The organism is Streptomyces sp. NPDC048361, assembly GCF_040651795.1.
Taxonomy (GTDB): domain Bacteria; phylum Actinomycetota; class Actinomycetes; order Streptomycetales; family Streptomycetaceae; genus Streptomyces.
The window spans coordinates 23946-38715 of the sequence record NZ_JBEZKW010000046.1 but is presented as its reverse complement, the minus strand read 5'-3'; the positions used below and the strand labels follow the sequence as shown (position 1 = coordinate 38715).

Here is a 14770-nt window from a genome sequence, read left to right as displayed (position 1 = left end):
AGCGGAACTCCAACGGGAGGCACAGCACATGGCGCGCGAGACTGAATCCGGTCTGCCCATCGAGCCGGTCTACGGGCCGGACACCCTCGCCGGCTGGGACCCCGCGGAGAAGCTCGGCGAGCCCGGCGCGTACCCCTTCACGCGCGGCGTGTACCCGTCGATGTACACCGGCCGCCCCTGGACCATGCGGCAGTACGCCGGTTTCGGCACGGCCGCCGAGTCCAACGCCCGCTACCAGCAGCTCATCGCCAACGGCACCATGGGTCTCTCGGTCGCCTTCGACCTGCCGACCCAGATGGGCCACGACTCCGACGCGGCGATCGCCTCCGGCGAGGTGGGCAAGGTGGGCGTCGCCATCGACTCCGTCGACGACATGCGCGTCCTGTTCGGCGGCATCCCGCTCGACAAGGTCTCGACGTCGATGACGATCAACGCCCCGGCGGCGCTGCTGCTCCTGATGTACCAGCTGGTCGGTGAGGAACAGGGCGTCCCCGCCGACCAGTTGACCGGCACCATCCAGAACGACGTGCTGAAGGAGTACATCGCGCGGGGCACCTACATCTTCCCGCCCAAGCCCTCGCTGCGGCTGATCGCCGACATCTTCAAGTACTGCAAGGCCGAGATCCCGAAGTGGAACACCATCTCGATCTCCGGCTACCACATGGCCGAGGCCGGCGCCTCGCCCGCGCAGGAGATCGCCTTCACGCTGGCCGACGGCATCGAGTACGTGCGCACCGCGGTCGCCGCCGGCATGGACGTCGACGACTTCGCGCCGCGCCTCTCCTTCTTCTTCGTCTCCCGTACGACGATCCTGGAGGAGGTCGCCAAGTTCCGTGCCGCACGCCGCATTTGGGCCCGGGTGATGCGGGACGAGTTCGGCGCGAAGAACCCCAAGTCGCTGATGCTGCGCTTCCACACGCAGACCGCGGGCGTGCAGCTCACCGCCCAGCAGCCCGAGGTCAACCTGGTCCGCGTCGCCGTCCAGGGCCTCGCGGCCGTACTCGGCGGCACCCAGTCGCTGCACACCAACTCCTTCGACGAGGCGATCGCCCTGCCGACGGACAAGAGCGCGCGCCTGGCCCTGCGCACCCAGCAGGTCCTCGCGTACGAGACCGATGTGACGGCCACCGTCGACCCCTTCGCCGGGTCGTACGTGGTCGAGAAGATGACCGACGACGTCGAGGCGGCCGCCCTCGCGCTGATGGAACGCGTCGAGGATCTGGGCGGCGCGGTCGACGCGATCGAGCACGGCTTCCAGAAGGGCGAGATCGAGCGCTCCGCCTACCGCATCGCCCAGGAGACCGATGCGGGCGAGCGCGTCGTGGTCGGCGTCAACCGCTTCCGGAGCGAGACCGAGGACCCGTACGAGCCGCTCCGCGTCGACCCGGCGATCGAGGCCCAGCAGGCGGCCCGCCTCGCCGCCCTGCGCGCCGGACGCGACCAGTCGACGGTGGACGCGGCCCTGGCCGAGCTGAAGAAGGCGGCGCAGGGCGACGCGAACGTCCTGTACCCGATGAAGGACGCGCTCAAGGCCCGCGCCACGGTGGGCGAGGTCTGCGACGCGCTGCGCGAGGTGTGGGGGACGTACGTGCCGACGGACACGTTCTGAGGAGACCGGCGCGATGAGCCCCCCGAAGGGGTGACCGGAGGCGGAAGCGGGACGCCTCCGGTTACTCTCGGTGGAGAGTGGTCTCCCGAATGGAGGATGCCGTGGCCGTAATACTGAACGAGATGACGATCGGCGAAGCCGCCGACCGCCTCGCGGAGGCGCTGCCCGGACATCGCGTGGAGGTCCTCAAGGGGAGCATCGTCGCGACACCACCGCCGGATGGTCCGCATCAAGAGGCTCTGGACGAGATCGCCTACCTCTTCAGGCAGGCCGGGGGCCGGGACAGGGGTGCCAAGTCGCTCCAAGGCATCGGTGTTTGGCTCGGTACGGGCCCCGACGACTACGCCGAGCCTGACTGGGCGATCGTCGATACGGACTACAAGGACGCCCTGGTCCAGAAGAACTGCTACGCCGCGAGCGTCTTCCGCCTCGTCCTTGAGGTGACGTCCTCCAACTGGGGCAATGACCTTGTCACCAAGGCGGAGACGTACGCCGAGGCTCGCATCCCGGTGTACGTCATCGCCGACCGCAAGCACGACGAGGTCCTCGTCCTCACCGACCCCGTGGGGGACACCTACCGGACCCGCTCGCGTTACGGACGCGGTGCGACCGTGGTCCTGCCGCAGTCCGTCGGGGTGGACCTGGAGCTGCCCGTCGACGTCCTGCTCGACGGGGACGGAGACTGACGAGGCTCCGGCCGCGCGGGGCACACCCCGACCCCGGCGGAACGCGCTGTTCCGCTCCGTGAAACCCGGGTGCCCGCTGTCGTACCCGCGTGCGACACTCGGCCGCATGCTGGGTGTGACCGATCTTCCGACTTACCTTGCCGGCGTGGCGCTGATCGTCCTGTTGCCGGGGCCGAACTCGCTGTACGTGCTGTCCGTCGCCGCGCGCCGCGGGGTGCGCACCGGGTACGCGGCCGCCGCCGGTGTCTTCACCGGTGACACGGTGCTCATGACGCTCTCCGCGCTCGGCGTGGCCTCGCTGCTCCAGACGACGCCGGTGCTGTTCGCCGTCGTCAAGTACGCGGGCGCGGGCTATCTGAGCTGGCTGGCGCTCGGCATGCTGCGGCAGGCCGTGACGATGTGGCGCTCCCGGCACGACCAGAATGACCAGCACGACAAGACGGAGCGGGCCGGCGCGGCGCAGGCGGCGGCGGGCGAGCGCCCCTACCGGCGGGCGCTGATGCTGAGCCTGTTCAACCCCAAGGCGATCCTGTTCATGATCTCCTTCTTCGTGCAGTTCGTGCGGCCCGACTACGCCTACCCCGCGCTGTCGTTCCTGCTGCTCGGCGCGCTGCTGCAGCTCGGCAGCTTCCTCTATCTGTCGACGCTGATATTCAGCGGCACCCGCCTCGCGGCCGCGTTCCGCCGCCGCAAGCGGCTCTCGGCGGGCGCCGCCTCGGCGGCCGGTGCGCTCTTCCTCGGCTTCGCGGTGAAGCTGTCACTCAGCGGGGTGTGACCGCCCCCGGGGTGGTGGTGGTCCGCGGGGTGGTCGTCCCCGGGGTGGCTGTCCGCCGGGCGAGCGCCCCGCGCAGCAGCGGTGTCGCCCAGCGCTCCACGTAGCGGTTGAGCAGCCATGCCAGGAGCAGCATCGAGGCGATGGTGAGGGCGAAGGTGGCCGGTGCGGGGATGTGCAGGCCGCGGTGGAGTACGCCGACGACGACCCAGCCCAGGTGCTCGTGGACGAGGTAGAACGGGTAGGTGAGGGCGCCCGCCACGGTGAGCCAGCGCCAGTTCGCCCACCGCAGATGGCCGAGCGCGATCGCGCCGACCAGCACGAAGCCCAGCGTGACGATCACGATGATCACCGAGGCGTGCCGGTTGGAGAACGCCGCCGGGTTCGGCTTGTGCCACAAACCCGCGACCGCCCAGTGCTGGCCGATGGCCCAGCTGACGGCGACGATGCCCCACGCGGTCACGTCACGCCGGTTGCGGTGGAGCAGATACAGGCCCATGCCGCCGATGAAGAAGGACGCGTACTGGGGCATGAACACAGCGTCCAGGAACGGCTGTTTGGCCGTGGCGGTGAGTGCGGCGGCCAGGGTCCAGCCCGCGCAGAACAGCACCACGCGGCGCCGGGTCGCGCCGGGCAGCACGACGCAGACGGCGAACAGGGCGTAGAAGCGCAGCTCGGCCCAGAGCGTCCAGCACACCCCGAGCACCCGGTGCACGCCGAGCGGCGTCTGCAGCATGGTCAGGTTCACCGCGAACTCGCTGGGCGTGACGGTCTTGTAGACCACCCAGGGCAGCGCGAACACGGCGGTGATGATGATCAGCGCCGCCCAGTACGCGGGGTAGAGCCGAGAGACGCGCGAGGCGAAGAAGGAGCGCAGCGGACGCCCCCAGCCGCTCATGCAGATGACGAAGCCGCTGATGACGAAGAAGATCTGCACCCCGAGGCAGCCGTAGGAGAACCACTCGTGGGTGGCGGGGAACAGCTTTTTGGGGGAGACGCCCCACCCCCTGCTGATGTCACCGGAGCGCCCGCCGTAGTGGTACAGCGCGACCATCAGGGCGGCTATCAGACGCAGCCCGTCGAGCGCGCGGAGCCGGGAGACGGGGGCCGCCACCGGTGTGTGCGCGGTCGCCTGGTGCGGCCCGCCGCCCTCGGTGCGGACCCGCGGCAGGGTGTTGGTCACGGCTCTCCTCTGGCCCGGCGTTCCGTTGCGGCCCGGTGAGCCGCGGCGTCGACAGAGTAGGACCGCCGAGGACCGGAAAACGGTCCGCGGCCCGCGAGTTCCCGCGCCCGACGCGCCATGTTCATCTCACACCGCGACGCGTTTGCCCGGACGTCGATTTCCGGGGCGGCCGCGGCTGGTGCACGGGGGCGGGCCGGCCGGGTACAGAGGTCAACCCCGCCTGAAATCAAGGGCTTTCAACGATCACCACCGTCACCCTCGCCCCGGGCGGAGGGCGCGCGGGGCCCACGACCATCGCCCAGCCGGGGACCCCCGCCTCAGCGCCGGGCCGGCGTGCGGGCCAGGGTGCGGTTGCGGGCCAGGGCGCGGGCGCGGCGGGCGAGCCTGCGTACCGTCGCGTTGCGCGGTACGAAGCCGAGCCGACCCGGCACCGCGCCCGGAAGCCCGAGCACCGTCAGCCGCCGCCGCTTGAAGTACCGCCAGGTGTAGGCGGAGAGCGACCCCGCGAGGTACCGCTCGGCCGCGCCGCGCAGATCCGGCCGCAGCTCGGGCTGCATCGCGTACCCCACCGCGCCGAGGAGCCCGGGAAGGTCGACGGGCGGCGCGTCCGGGCCCTGCTCCAGGGGCGGAAGCAGGGCGTCCGCGATGGTCACCGGCACCCGGTTGCTGTTCTGGTACGGGGCGAGCCGGTCCAGGAGCAGCTCGGTGCCGACCCGCGCGACCGGAAGCCCGTAGAACGCCGACGCCGTGAGCAGCGCCGTGGAGAAGCAGCCCACCACGAGCGCCGGGGAGAGCCGCTCGTACAGGACTTCGGCCAGCAACGGGCGGTCCAGAACGGTCAGTTGGACGCCGAGCGCCGCCGCCTCGCGCGCCAGCGCCTCCGACCCGGCGGCCGGCGCCGAGGGGTGCGGCTTGAACACGAGGTGGCGGTGCCCGCGCGCCGCAGCGCCCCGCACCATCCGCAGATGCAGCCGCTCCTCCTGCTCCGGGGTGAGGATGGACAGCGCGGACAGGTACTGGCCCAGCAGGAGCGCCACCGGTTCGCCATCGGCCGGCATCCCCAACTCGACCTCGTCGACGGCGAGTTCACTGACCACCTTGAGGAAAGCGGCGGTCGCCACGGGCTCGGACGGCACTCCGAACTCGCCGAGCAGCAGCGGCTTGAGCCCGGGCACCAGGTCCAGGTGGAGCACCCTGCGCGCCCGGCCGCCGATCAGCGGGTCGAGCTTGTTGCGTGTCGGGCCGTACGTCATCAGGCCGTCCGCGTACACCGTGATCGGCGCGTCGGGGAAGAGCTGGGCCACCGCCTGTGCCGGGTTCACCTGGATGGATTCCAGGGCGAGCTCGATCCGGTCGTCGCCGAGCTCCCACAGCGTCCTCAACTGCCGTTCCCACAACGGAGTGTCGTCGGCACGCGGGGACCAGCCCGCGGGGTGGAAGGGGGCGATGGTGTCGTTCCACGAGAGCACGCCGTCGAAGCGGCCCCGCAGCCGCTCGAACCCCGGCAGGGTGTCGAGCGGCGCCGTCGTCTCCGGTGCGTACGCGTTGTTGCTGAGGAGCAGCAGTCGCCGATAGGCCGGCGCGAAGCAGCCGCTGTCCAGCGCGGCCGCGAGCGTGGCCACCCCGTACAGCGTGGATGCGGCGAAGATCTGTGTCGTGCGCGGACCGCGCGGACCCGGTGTCGTGGCCATCAGACGACCGCCCCCGCCGACGCTCCGACAGGCGCCCCCACCGATGCCCCCACCGATGCGCCTGCCGACGCCCCCGCCGGCCGGCGGCGCAGTCGCCGCAGTCGGGCGGCGCGGCGGGAATCCATGGAATTCAGCGCGTCCTTGAGGTGGTCCTGCGGCAGCCGCCTCAGGGCACCCGCGGTCAGGGACCGCAGTTTTCGGGCCACGGCAGGTTCGAACCTTTCGATGCTGCTCATATGGTGGGAAATGATCGCGCAGTACGTGCGTACCGCTTTCGGGAGCAGCTCGGCGGCGTCACGGTCCTTCGCCGTTTCCTCGATGACCTGGTCGAAGGCGCGAATGAAGTCGAGCTGGCGCACATCGCCTATCTGGGTGAGCGAGGACGCGACGCCACGCCGGTAGAAGACGCCGAGCTGCCCCGTGACGGCGAACGACTCCGCCTCGCGGTGCAGCCGCCAGATCCACGGCCGGTCCTCGGCGGTGCGCAGCCCGTCGGTGAAGTGCAGCAGGCCGCGGTCGACGAGCCTGCGGTGGTACATCCCGGCCCAGGCGTACGCGTAGTCCACGGAGGTGGAGCGGGTGGCGGGCAGGATCGCGTCCCGCGGCGACATCACCTCGCCGCGCCGGCCGTGCGGCACGCGGTGCACCGTACGCTCCGTACCGGTCACTTGTACGTGGTCGGTGCGTATGAAGTCACAGCCCAACTCCTCCATGGAGGACAGGAGTTGGGAGAAGTATCCGGACGCCACCCAGTCGTCGCCGTCCAGGTAGGCCAGATAGGTGCCGCGGGCCGCGTCGAGGCCCGTGTTGCGCGCCGTCGCGAGGCCGCCGTTGCGTTCGTGTCTGAGCAGCACCGCCCCGGGCAGCTCGCGCTCGGCGCGCTCGAGCAGCTCGACCGTGCCGTCCGACGAGCAGTCGTCGACGAGCAGGAACTCGAAGTCGTCGCGGGTGTTCGCGCGCAGACTTCGCAGGGTGTCGGGTGCGTAGGAGCGCACGTTGTAGAACGGCACGATGACGGAGAGCTTGACCACGGCGGTGACGCTAGGGGCGCCGCGCGTCCTGCGTCCTGTCCGGCGTCCGGATGCCGGGTGAACGAAGAAAGGCGGGACCGTTAACCGGCCCGTGCGATTGCCCCGCACGCCTTTCGTAGTCACGCTGTTAACCCGTTGTTGCAGCTTAGTTGGGCCGCGAATCCGGTGGGCTTCCTAGTTTCTACGGCGTGCCATCACGTACCGACTCACGGCTGCGGATCGCGGTTCTCGCGGATTCGGACACCCGGTGGAAATGGGGCGCGCTCACCGCGCGCCGTCTCGCCGAACAGGTGCCCGGGACCGACACCGCCGCACCCCGGCCCGCCGCCCCCACCCCCGACCTCGACGGCTTCCTGCTGCGCGGCCGCGCCACCCCCACCCCCCGTCAGCTCGACGAGGTCGGAGCGGACGCGGACAGCCTGCGCGAAGTGACGATGGCGCAATTCCTGGAACACGCCGCGGGGTTGGGGGACAGCGGTGCCGGTGACGGCGCGTACGACGTGATCGTGCTCGCGCTCGTCGGCGGCGCCGCGCAGGCCGCGCTTCACGGGCTCGCCGCCCGGTGGCGGGGGCACGCGCGGCGGCCCGTCGTCGTCACCGGCTACGTCGGCGTCGTCTACGAGAAGCTCGCCGATGGCCTGCTGCTGCGCCACGGCGCGGACATCGTGCTTGCCAACTCCCGCCACGACGCGGACCGGTTCCGCGCGGTGTACGAGGGCGTGGGCGCCGACGCCGCCGCGGTCACCGAGGCCGCCCTGCCCTTCCTCGGCGGCGCCCCCTACCGGGCCGAGCCCGCCCGCGACATGGTCGTCTTCGCCGCCCAGCCCTCCGTGCCGGAGAGCCGCGCCGACCGGCAGTACCTGCTGCGCCGCCTGGTCGAACACGCCCGGCGCCACCCGGAACGCGAGGTCGTCCTCAAGCTGCGCTCCAAGCCCGGCGAGCACACCACCCACATCGAGGAACACCCCTACCAGCGGCTCACCCGCTCCCTGGACCTGCCGCCCAACTTCCGTCTCGCGTACGGAAACATGGGCGAACTCCTGGACCGTACCGACCTCCTGGTGACCGTCTCCTCGACCGCCGCGCTCGAATCCCTGCACCGCTCGGTCCCGACCGCCGTCCTGACCGACCTCGGTGTACGCGAGCTCCTCGGCAACCACCACTTCCTCGGCTCCGGCTGCCTCACCTCCTGGGACCGGCTCGACGCCGGACACCGGCCCGCGCCCGACGAGGCGTGGCTCGCCGCCCAGGGCGTGGCCACCGGCGACGCCTACCAGCGCGCCTTCGACCACGCCCGCGCGCGCCTTGACGCGCTGCTCGGGCAGGAGAGCCTGCCACCGATCATCCCGTACTACACCGCCACCACCGCACCCGGCTATCTGCCCGGCATCCTCGCCCGGCACCACCTCGCTCCCGACGGCACCCCGCTGCCGGGCGCGGCCCCCGCGCACGAACCGACCGGCCTGCGCCGGTGGATCAGGGACGCCGTGCGCGACGCGGCGCGCGGCGCCTACCGCCACGGCGTACAGCGGGTCGCGCCCGTGATCCGCCGGATGGGAGAACTGTGATGAGCGCAGCGACCGCCGCCCCCGCCCGGAGGGTCCTCGCCGTGATCCCCGCGCGGGGCGGCTCCAAGGGCGTACCCGGCAAGAACCTCGCGCCCGTCGGCGGTGTCCCGCTCGTCGTGCGGGTCGTGCTCGCCTGCCGCGCCGCCCGCCACGTCACCGATGTCGCCGTCTCCACCGACGACCCGGCGATCGCCGCCGCGGCGCGCGCGGCCGGCGCCGACGTGGTGGTCCGACCGGCCGCCATCGCGGGTGACACCGCCTCCAGCGAAGCCGCCGTGCTGCACGCCCTCGACGCGTACCCGGGCACCGACGCCGTGCTGCTCGTGCAGTGCACCAGCCCGTTCCTGACCCGAGAGGACGTCGAGGGCGTGGCGGGCGCGGTCGTCGAGGACGGCGCCGACACCGCCGTCACCGTCGCCCCCTTCCACGGCTTCCTGTGGCGCGAGTCCATCGAGGACGGCGCCGCCTGCGGGCAGGGGATGGGACACGACAAGTCGGTCCGGCCGCGCCGCCAGGACCGGCCCCAGGACTTCCTGGAGACGGGGGCCGCCTACGCCATGGACGCGGCCGGCTTCCGCACCCACCGCCACCGCTTCTTCGGCCGCACCGCGCTGGTCCGCACCGACCCGGCCCGCGTCCTGGAGATCGACGAGCCGCACGACCTGGCGCGGGCCCGCGCACTCGCCCCCCTCGTCGACCGCGCCCCCGCCCCCGCCCTCGACGACGTCGACGCGGTCGTCCTCGACTTCGACGGTACCCAGACCGACGACAGGGTGCTCATCGACTCCGAGGGCCGCGAACTCGTCGCCGTGCACCGGGGTGACGGCCTCGGCATCGCCGCCCTGCGCCGCGCGGGTCTGAAGCTGCTCATCCTCTCCACCGAGCAGAACCCCGTCGTCGCCGCCCGCGCCCGCAAGCTCAAGATCCCCGTCCTGCACGGCATCGACCGCAAGGACCTCGCACTCAAGCAGTGGTGCGAGGACGAGAACGTCGACCCGCAGCGCGTGCTCTACGCCGGCAACGACGTCAACGACCTGCCCTGCTTCGCGCTCGCCGGCTGGCCCGTCGCCGTCGCGAGCGCCCACGACTCGGTGCGCGCCGCCGCGCGCGCCGTCACCGCCGCCCCCGGCGGCGAAGGGGCGATCCGCGAGATCGCCGCCTGGCTCCTCGGACCCGAGCTCGACCGCACCCCACTGCTCCCGCCCGACCCCCAGCCCCACCACACCCCACCACTCGCGCCGGACCCCAAGCCCCACCGCACCCCCGCAGGGCCCCCCACCACACCCCAGCACAGCTAAGGAACCCACCCATGAGCAACCGTCTGCGCACCCTCGGCAGCCGCACCGCAGGTCCGGGCCACCCCGTCTACATCACCGGCGAGATCGGCATCAACCACAACGGCGACCTCGACAACGCGCTCGCCCTCATCGACGCCGCCGCCGACGCCGGCTGCGACGCGGTCAAGTTCCAGAAGCGCACCCCCGAGATCTGCACCCCGCGCGACCAGTGGGACATCGAGCGGGACACCCCGTGGGGCCGGATGACGTACATCGACTACCGCCACCGGGTGGAGTTCGGCGAGGACGAGTACCGCGCCATCGACGCGCACTGCGCCCAGCGCGGCATCGACTGGTTCGCCTCCCCGTGGGACACCGAGGCCGTCGCCTTCCTGGAGAAGTTCGACGTGCCGGCCCACAAGGTGGCCTCCGCCTCGCTCACCGACGACGAGCTGCTTCGGGCGCTGCGCGCCACCGGCCGCACCGTCATCCTCTCCACCGGCATGTCCACGCCGCAGCAGATCCGCCACGCCGTCGAGGTGCTCGGCAGCGCCAACATCCTGCTCTGCCACGCCACTTCGACCTACCCGGCCAAGGCCGAGGAGCTCAACCTGCGCGTGATCAACAGCCTGATGGCCGAGTACCCGAACGTGCCCATCGGCTACAGCGGCCACGAGACGGGCCTGCAGACCACGCTCGCCGCCGTCGCGCTCGGCGCCGCCTTCGTCGAGCGCCACATCACCCTCGACCGCGCGATGTGGGGCTCCGACCAGGCCGCGTCCGTCGAGCCCGGCGGCCTGACCCGCCTGGTCCGCGACATCCGCACCATCGAGGCGGCGCTCGGCGACGGCGTCAAGAAGGTCTACGACTCCGAGCTCGCCCCGATGAAGAAGCTGCGCCGCGTCGCCGGTGTCGTCGCCCAGGCCGAGTCCGCCGACAGCGCGGAGCGCACCGGGGACCGCGCTCCGGCCGCGGTCTGAGGGGGCGTACCCGCCGTGCCTCGGGAGACCACCGCGACCGTCGCCTTCGTGGAGAGCCCGGTCCAGCTGCTCAACGTCCTGGAGTGGGCCCATGCGCCGGGCCCGCTGCTCGACGGCGTACCCGCACAGCAGCGGTCGCTCGCACCGGACCTTGCGGGCCTGACCGTCGTGGTGCTCTCGCCGACCGACCCCATGTCGCGCGGCCAGCTGCGCCGGATGGCGGAGCTGGCCCGTGACGCGGGCGCGACGGTGCGGTGGGAGGAGGCGAGGGGTGGGCTCACCGCCCCGCTGCACACCGTGGCCGGGCTCGCCCCGATGCTGCGGCGCGCGGAGCGGATCGTCATGGGCGACCCCTTCTCGCGCTACGTACAGCTGCTCCTGACCGTGTCCCGCGCCCGCGACCTGGTGGTCGTCGACGACGGGACGGCGACCATGGAGTTCGTCTCCCAACTCGCCCGCGGGGAGCGCCTGGTGCGCTGGCACCGGCGCGGCAGCAGGGCCGGCGCGCGCGAGCTCCTGTTCGCGCCGGTCGCCACCGTCGCCCGGCGCCGGCTCACCCCCGCGCGGCGGCGCGCCGTCGAGGTGTTCAGCGCGATGCCGATAGAGGCACCCGAGGGCGTCACGGTCACGGCCAACACCTTCGGCTGGACCCGGGCGCACTTCGGCCCGCCACGGCTGACCAAGGGCGCCGACCTGGTGGGAACGTCGCTGGTGGAGACCGGTGTCGTCGACCCCGAGAGCTATCTCGACGCGGTCGCCCAGCTGGCCCGTACACACGGCGTGACCCGCTACTTCGCGCACCGCCGCGAGTCCGCCGACAAACTGCACACCCTGCACGCCCGGACCGGACTCGAAATCGTCCGGCCCGACCTGCCGCTCGAACTCATCGCACGCCGGGGGCCCATCGGCCGTACGGTCCTGAGCTTCCCCTCCACCGTCGTCCACACCCTGCCGCTCGCGCTAGCCGGCACCGGCGTGACCGTCGTGGTCTGCGACATAGACCCGCGCTGGCTCACCGAACGGGCCTCGCCCCGGGCGCAGGGCTTCCTCGACGGGGTTACCGGGGCGGCGCGCAAGGCCCACGGACTGGCGACGGTGGCGGCCTGAGCGGATCTCGCGCAGGGGAACTCCCGCTCCCCGGCACCGGGCGGCCCCGCAGCCGGAGACCCGTTGCCCGGCACCGGGCGGCCCCGCAGCCGGAGACCCGTTGCCCCGCATCGGGCAGCCCCAGCCGGACGCTCGTTGCCCCGCATCGGGCTGAAGGACGAAACACCTTACCCAGCCGAAGCGATCGACATGCGCCATGCGCCCGGCTTTCTTTCCCCTATGCGGCTGAACTTTTGTTGATCGCGAGCGAGTTGAGCCTCGAAAAGGCCTACCCTCAACGAGTGAACCAGTTGATGTCCCGTGAGTCCGAAGCCGATCTGCCCGGCGAAGCACCGCTGCCCGGCGAGCTGAGCGAGGCCCTGTGTGCCGAACTCATCGCCTTCCGGCGGGACTTGCACATGCACCCCGAGCTGGGCAACCAGGAGTTCAGGACCACCGCCGCGATCAGAGCCCGCCTCGAAGCGGCCGGCCTCGAACCCAGGGTCCTGCCGGGCGGCACCGGGCTCATCTGCGACATCGGCATGCCGGCCGCGCACGCCTCGGCGACGAGCGGCGCGGTCCGCCCCGTCCTCGCCATCCGCGCGGACATCGACGCGCTGCCCATCCCGGACGCGAAGGCCGGCGTCCCCTACCGCTCCACCGTCCCGGACCGCGCCCACGCCTGCGGCCACGACGTGCACACCACCACCGTCCTCGGCACCGGTCTCGTCCTCGCCGAGCTGCACCGCGAGGGCCTGCTGCCCGCCCCCGTACGGCTTCTCTTCCAGCCCGCCGAAGAGGTGCTCCCCGGCGGCGCGGCCGACGCCATCGTGGCCGGGGCGCTCGACGGAGTGGGCCGGATCATCGCCGTCCACTGCGACCCGCGCGTCGACGCCGGCAAGATCGGGCTGCGGCCCGGCGCCATCACCTCGGCCTGCGACCGGCTCGAAGTCTTCCTCGACGGCCCCGGCGGCCACACCGCGCGCCCCCACCTCACCACCGACCTCGTGACCGCGGTCGCGCGCGTCGCATCCGACGTGCCCGCGCTGCTCGCCCGCCGCATCGACGCCCGCGCCGGGCTCGCCCTCACCTGGGGCCGCATCGAGTCGGGCCACGCCTGCAACGTCATCCCGATGCACGCCGAGCTGGCCGGCACGGTGCGCTGCCTCGACCTGTCGGCGTGGCGCGACGCGCCCGACCTCGTCCACGCCGCGATCGACGAAGTGGCCACCCTGCACGGGGCCAAGTCGGAGATCAACTACGTGCGCGGGGTGCCCCCGGTCGTCAACGATCCGGCCGTCACCGAGCTGCTGCGCGACGCGATGACGGCGCGCCGCGGCCCCTTCTCGGTGGAGGACACGGAGCAGTCACTGGGTGGCGAGGACTTTTCGTGGTACCTGGAGCACGTACCTGGGGCGATGGCCCGCCTCGGGGTCCGTACGCCCGGCTCGCATGCCCGGCTTGACCTCCATCGGGGTGATTTCGACGCGGACGAGTCCGCCATCAAGGTGGGTGTGGAGCTCTTCACCGCCGCCGCGCTCCTGGATGGCAACCGCTCGTAACCGGACACTTCATCCCCTGTTCGCGGCGATTCGATAACGGCTTCCGAACAGGGCTTTACGCGACATCTACGCGCGTTACGATCCGACGCGAAACCAGCGCCGGTAGGGGCGCCTCGGTTCAGGTTTGAAGGGACCTCCTCGTGCGCCGGGTATCCAAGATCGCTGCGGCAGGTATCGCCACCGCCGCGCTCGCGCTTTCCGCCACCGCCTGTGGCTCCACGTCCACCCAGAAGGACTCGGGCACCTCTTCGTCGTCCTCCGCGGGCGGCAAGGGCGTCAAGATCGGTGTCGCGTACGACGTCGGTGGCCGCGGTGACCACTCGTTCAACGACTCCGCCGCGCGCGGCATCGACAAGGCCAAGGCCGAGTTCGGCGGTGACGTCAAGGAGCTCACCGCCAAGACCACCGACACCGAGGCCGACCGCGAGCAGCGGCTGACCGACCTCGCGGGCGCGGGGTACAACCCGGTCATCGGCATCGGCTACGCGTACGCGAACTCGATGAAGAAGGTCGCGGTCAAGTACCCGAACGTCACCTTCGGCATCGTCGACTCCGTCGTCGAGGGCCCGAAGAACATCGACAACATCGTCTTCACCGAGGAGCAGGGCTCCTACCTCGCGGGTGTCGCCGCGGCGCTGAAGACGAAGTCGGGTCACGTCGGCTTCATCGGCGGCGTCGACGTCCCCCTCATCAAGAAGTTCGAGGCGGGCTTCAACCAGGGCGTCAAGGACACCAAGCCGGACGTCAAGATCGACAACCAGTACCTGTCGCACGGCTCGGACACCTCCGGCTTCGCCAGCCCCGACAAGGGCAAGGAAGCCGCTCAGGGCATGCTCGACAACGGCGCCGACGTGATCTACACCGCGGCCGGCTCCTCCGGCACCGGCGCGATCGAGGCCGTCGCGGGCAAGAAGGGCGCCTGGGCGATCGGGGTCGACTCCGACCAGTACCAGCAGGCCTCGCTCTCCAAGTACAAGAACTCGATCCTGACCTCGGTCGTCAAGAACGTCGACATCGGCGTCTACGACCTGATCAAGTCGATCAAGGACGGTAAGCCGTTGGTCGGCACCAACAGCTACCCGCTGGCCAAGGGCGGCGTTTCGCTCGCCACCAGCGGTGGCTTCATCGACGACCTGAAGCCGCAGCTCGACGCGGCCCAGAAGAAGATCGTCGACGGCACCATCAAGGTCAAGACGACCCCGTGACCCCCGGCGGTCGCTGACCGCCCCCGTCGCGAACCGGCCCGGTGAGCAGGGACCGCCCTGCCTCACCGGGCCGTAACGAAGTGTCAACTCTACGCGCGTAGGCCGGAGTTGGCGCGCCGT

The 14770-nt window shown here is 71.6% G+C and carries 12 protein-coding genes; 9 read left to right on the top strand and 3 right to left on the bottom strand.

What is annotated here, in order from left to right; translation table 11 throughout:
• Positions 1-28 precede the first annotated feature (28 nt).
• The 3 genes from AB0D31_RS24605 (at position 29) to leuE (ending at position 3070) form a co-directional block, all read left to right on the top strand.
• Positions 29-1609, top strand: a complete 1581-nt coding sequence (locus AB0D31_RS24605; protein ID WP_362726940.1) for a methylmalonyl-CoA mutase family protein — start codon at positions 29-31, stop codon at positions 1607-1609.
• Between the two features lie 101 nt (positions 1610-1710).
• On the top strand, positions 1711-2295 hold the full coding sequence (locus tag AB0D31_RS24600; RefSeq protein WP_362726937.1) for a Uma2 family endonuclease: 585 nt from the start codon (positions 1711-1713) through the stop codon (positions 2293-2295).
• Between the two features lie 106 nt (positions 2296-2401).
• The gene (leuE, locus tag AB0D31_RS24595) at positions 2402-3070 is read left to right on the top strand and encodes a leucine efflux protein LeuE (RefSeq protein ID WP_362726934.1); all 669 of its coding nucleotides are present in this window, start codon (positions 2402-2404) and stop codon (positions 3068-3070) included.
• Here leuE and AB0D31_RS24590 read toward each other — a convergent pair.
• From AB0D31_RS24590 to AB0D31_RS24580, 3 genes are all read right to left on the bottom strand, one after another.
• Positions 3057-4181, bottom strand: a complete 1125-nt coding sequence (locus tag AB0D31_RS24590; protein WP_362727007.1) for an acyltransferase — start codon at positions 4179-4181, stop codon at positions 3057-3059. The genes leuE and AB0D31_RS24590 overlap by 14 nt on opposite strands.
• A 386-nt stretch (positions 4182-4567) precedes the next feature.
• Positions 4568-5941, bottom strand: a complete 1374-nt coding sequence (locus AB0D31_RS24585) for a polysialyltransferase family glycosyltransferase (RefSeq protein ID WP_362726931.1) — start codon at positions 5939-5941, stop codon at positions 4568-4570.
• A complete protein-coding gene (locus AB0D31_RS24580) occupies positions 5941-6972 on the bottom strand; it encodes a glycosyltransferase family 2 protein (RefSeq protein WP_362726928.1) in 1032 nt (343 codons plus the stop codon). Before AB0D31_RS24580 ends, AB0D31_RS24585 begins: the two co-directional genes overlap by 1 nt.
• A gap of 188 nt (positions 6973-7160) precedes the next feature.
• On the opposite strand from AB0D31_RS24580, the gene AB0D31_RS24575 reads away from it, so the two are divergent.
• The 6 genes from AB0D31_RS24575 to AB0D31_RS24550 all read left to right on the top strand — a co-directional run bounded on the left by AB0D31_RS24575 (position 7161) and on the right by AB0D31_RS24550 (position 14650).
• On the top strand, positions 7161-8540 hold the full coding sequence (locus AB0D31_RS24575) for a DUF6716 putative glycosyltransferase (protein WP_362726926.1): 1380 nt from the start codon (positions 7161-7163) through the stop codon (positions 8538-8540).
• Complete coding sequence (locus tag AB0D31_RS24570) at positions 8540-9838, top strand: acylneuraminate cytidylyltransferase (RefSeq protein ID WP_362726924.1); 1299 nt, start codon at positions 8540-8542, stop codon at positions 9836-9838. The genes AB0D31_RS24575 and AB0D31_RS24570 overlap by 1 nt, the downstream gene beginning before the upstream one ends.
• A gap of 11 nt (positions 9839-9849) precedes the next feature.
• Entirely contained in the window at positions 9850-10797 is a 948-nt protein-coding gene (locus tag AB0D31_RS24565) for an N-acetylneuraminate synthase family protein (RefSeq protein ID WP_362726921.1), read from the top strand.
• A gap of 15 nt (positions 10798-10812) precedes the next feature.
• Positions 10813-11904, top strand: coding sequence for a hypothetical protein (locus AB0D31_RS24560; protein WP_362726918.1), 1092 nt, complete (start codon positions 10813-10815; stop codon positions 11902-11904).
• A 293-nt stretch (positions 11905-12197) separates the two neighbouring features.
• A complete protein-coding gene (locus AB0D31_RS24555; RefSeq protein WP_362727004.1) occupies positions 12198-13445 on the top strand; it encodes an amidohydrolase in 1248 nt (415 codons plus the stop codon).
• A gap of 140 nt (positions 13446-13585) precedes the next feature.
• A complete protein-coding gene (locus AB0D31_RS24550) occupies positions 13586-14650 on the top strand; it encodes a BMP family ABC transporter substrate-binding protein (RefSeq protein ID WP_362726915.1) in 1065 nt (354 codons plus the stop codon).
• The last annotated feature ends 120 nt before the right edge of the window (positions 14651-14770 follow it).

Bases quoted from the DNA above. Each gene is read 5' to 3' on its own strand.
- AB0D31_RS24585 (WP_362726931.1), bottom strand. From the start codon at position 5,941: ATGGCCACGACACCGGGTCCGCGCGGTCCGCGCACGACACAGATCTTC.
- AB0D31_RS24565 (WP_362726921.1), top strand. From the start codon at position 9,850: ATGAGCAACCGTCTGCGCACCCTCGGCAGCCGCACCGCAGGTCCGGGC.
- AB0D31_RS24555 (WP_362727004.1), top strand. From the start codon at position 12,198: ATGTCCCGTGAGTCCGAAGCCGATCTGCCCGGCGAAGCACCGCTGCCC.
- AB0D31_RS24605 (WP_362726940.1), top strand. From the start codon at position 29: ATGGCGCGCGAGACTGAATCCGGTCTGCCCATCGAGCCGGTCTACGGG.
- leuE (WP_362726934.1), top strand. From the start codon at position 2,402: ATGCTGGGTGTGACCGATCTTCCGACTTACCTTGCCGGCGTGGCGCTG.
- AB0D31_RS24570 (WP_362726924.1), top strand. From the start codon at position 8,540: ATGAGCGCAGCGACCGCCGCCCCCGCCCGGAGGGTCCTCGCCGTGATC.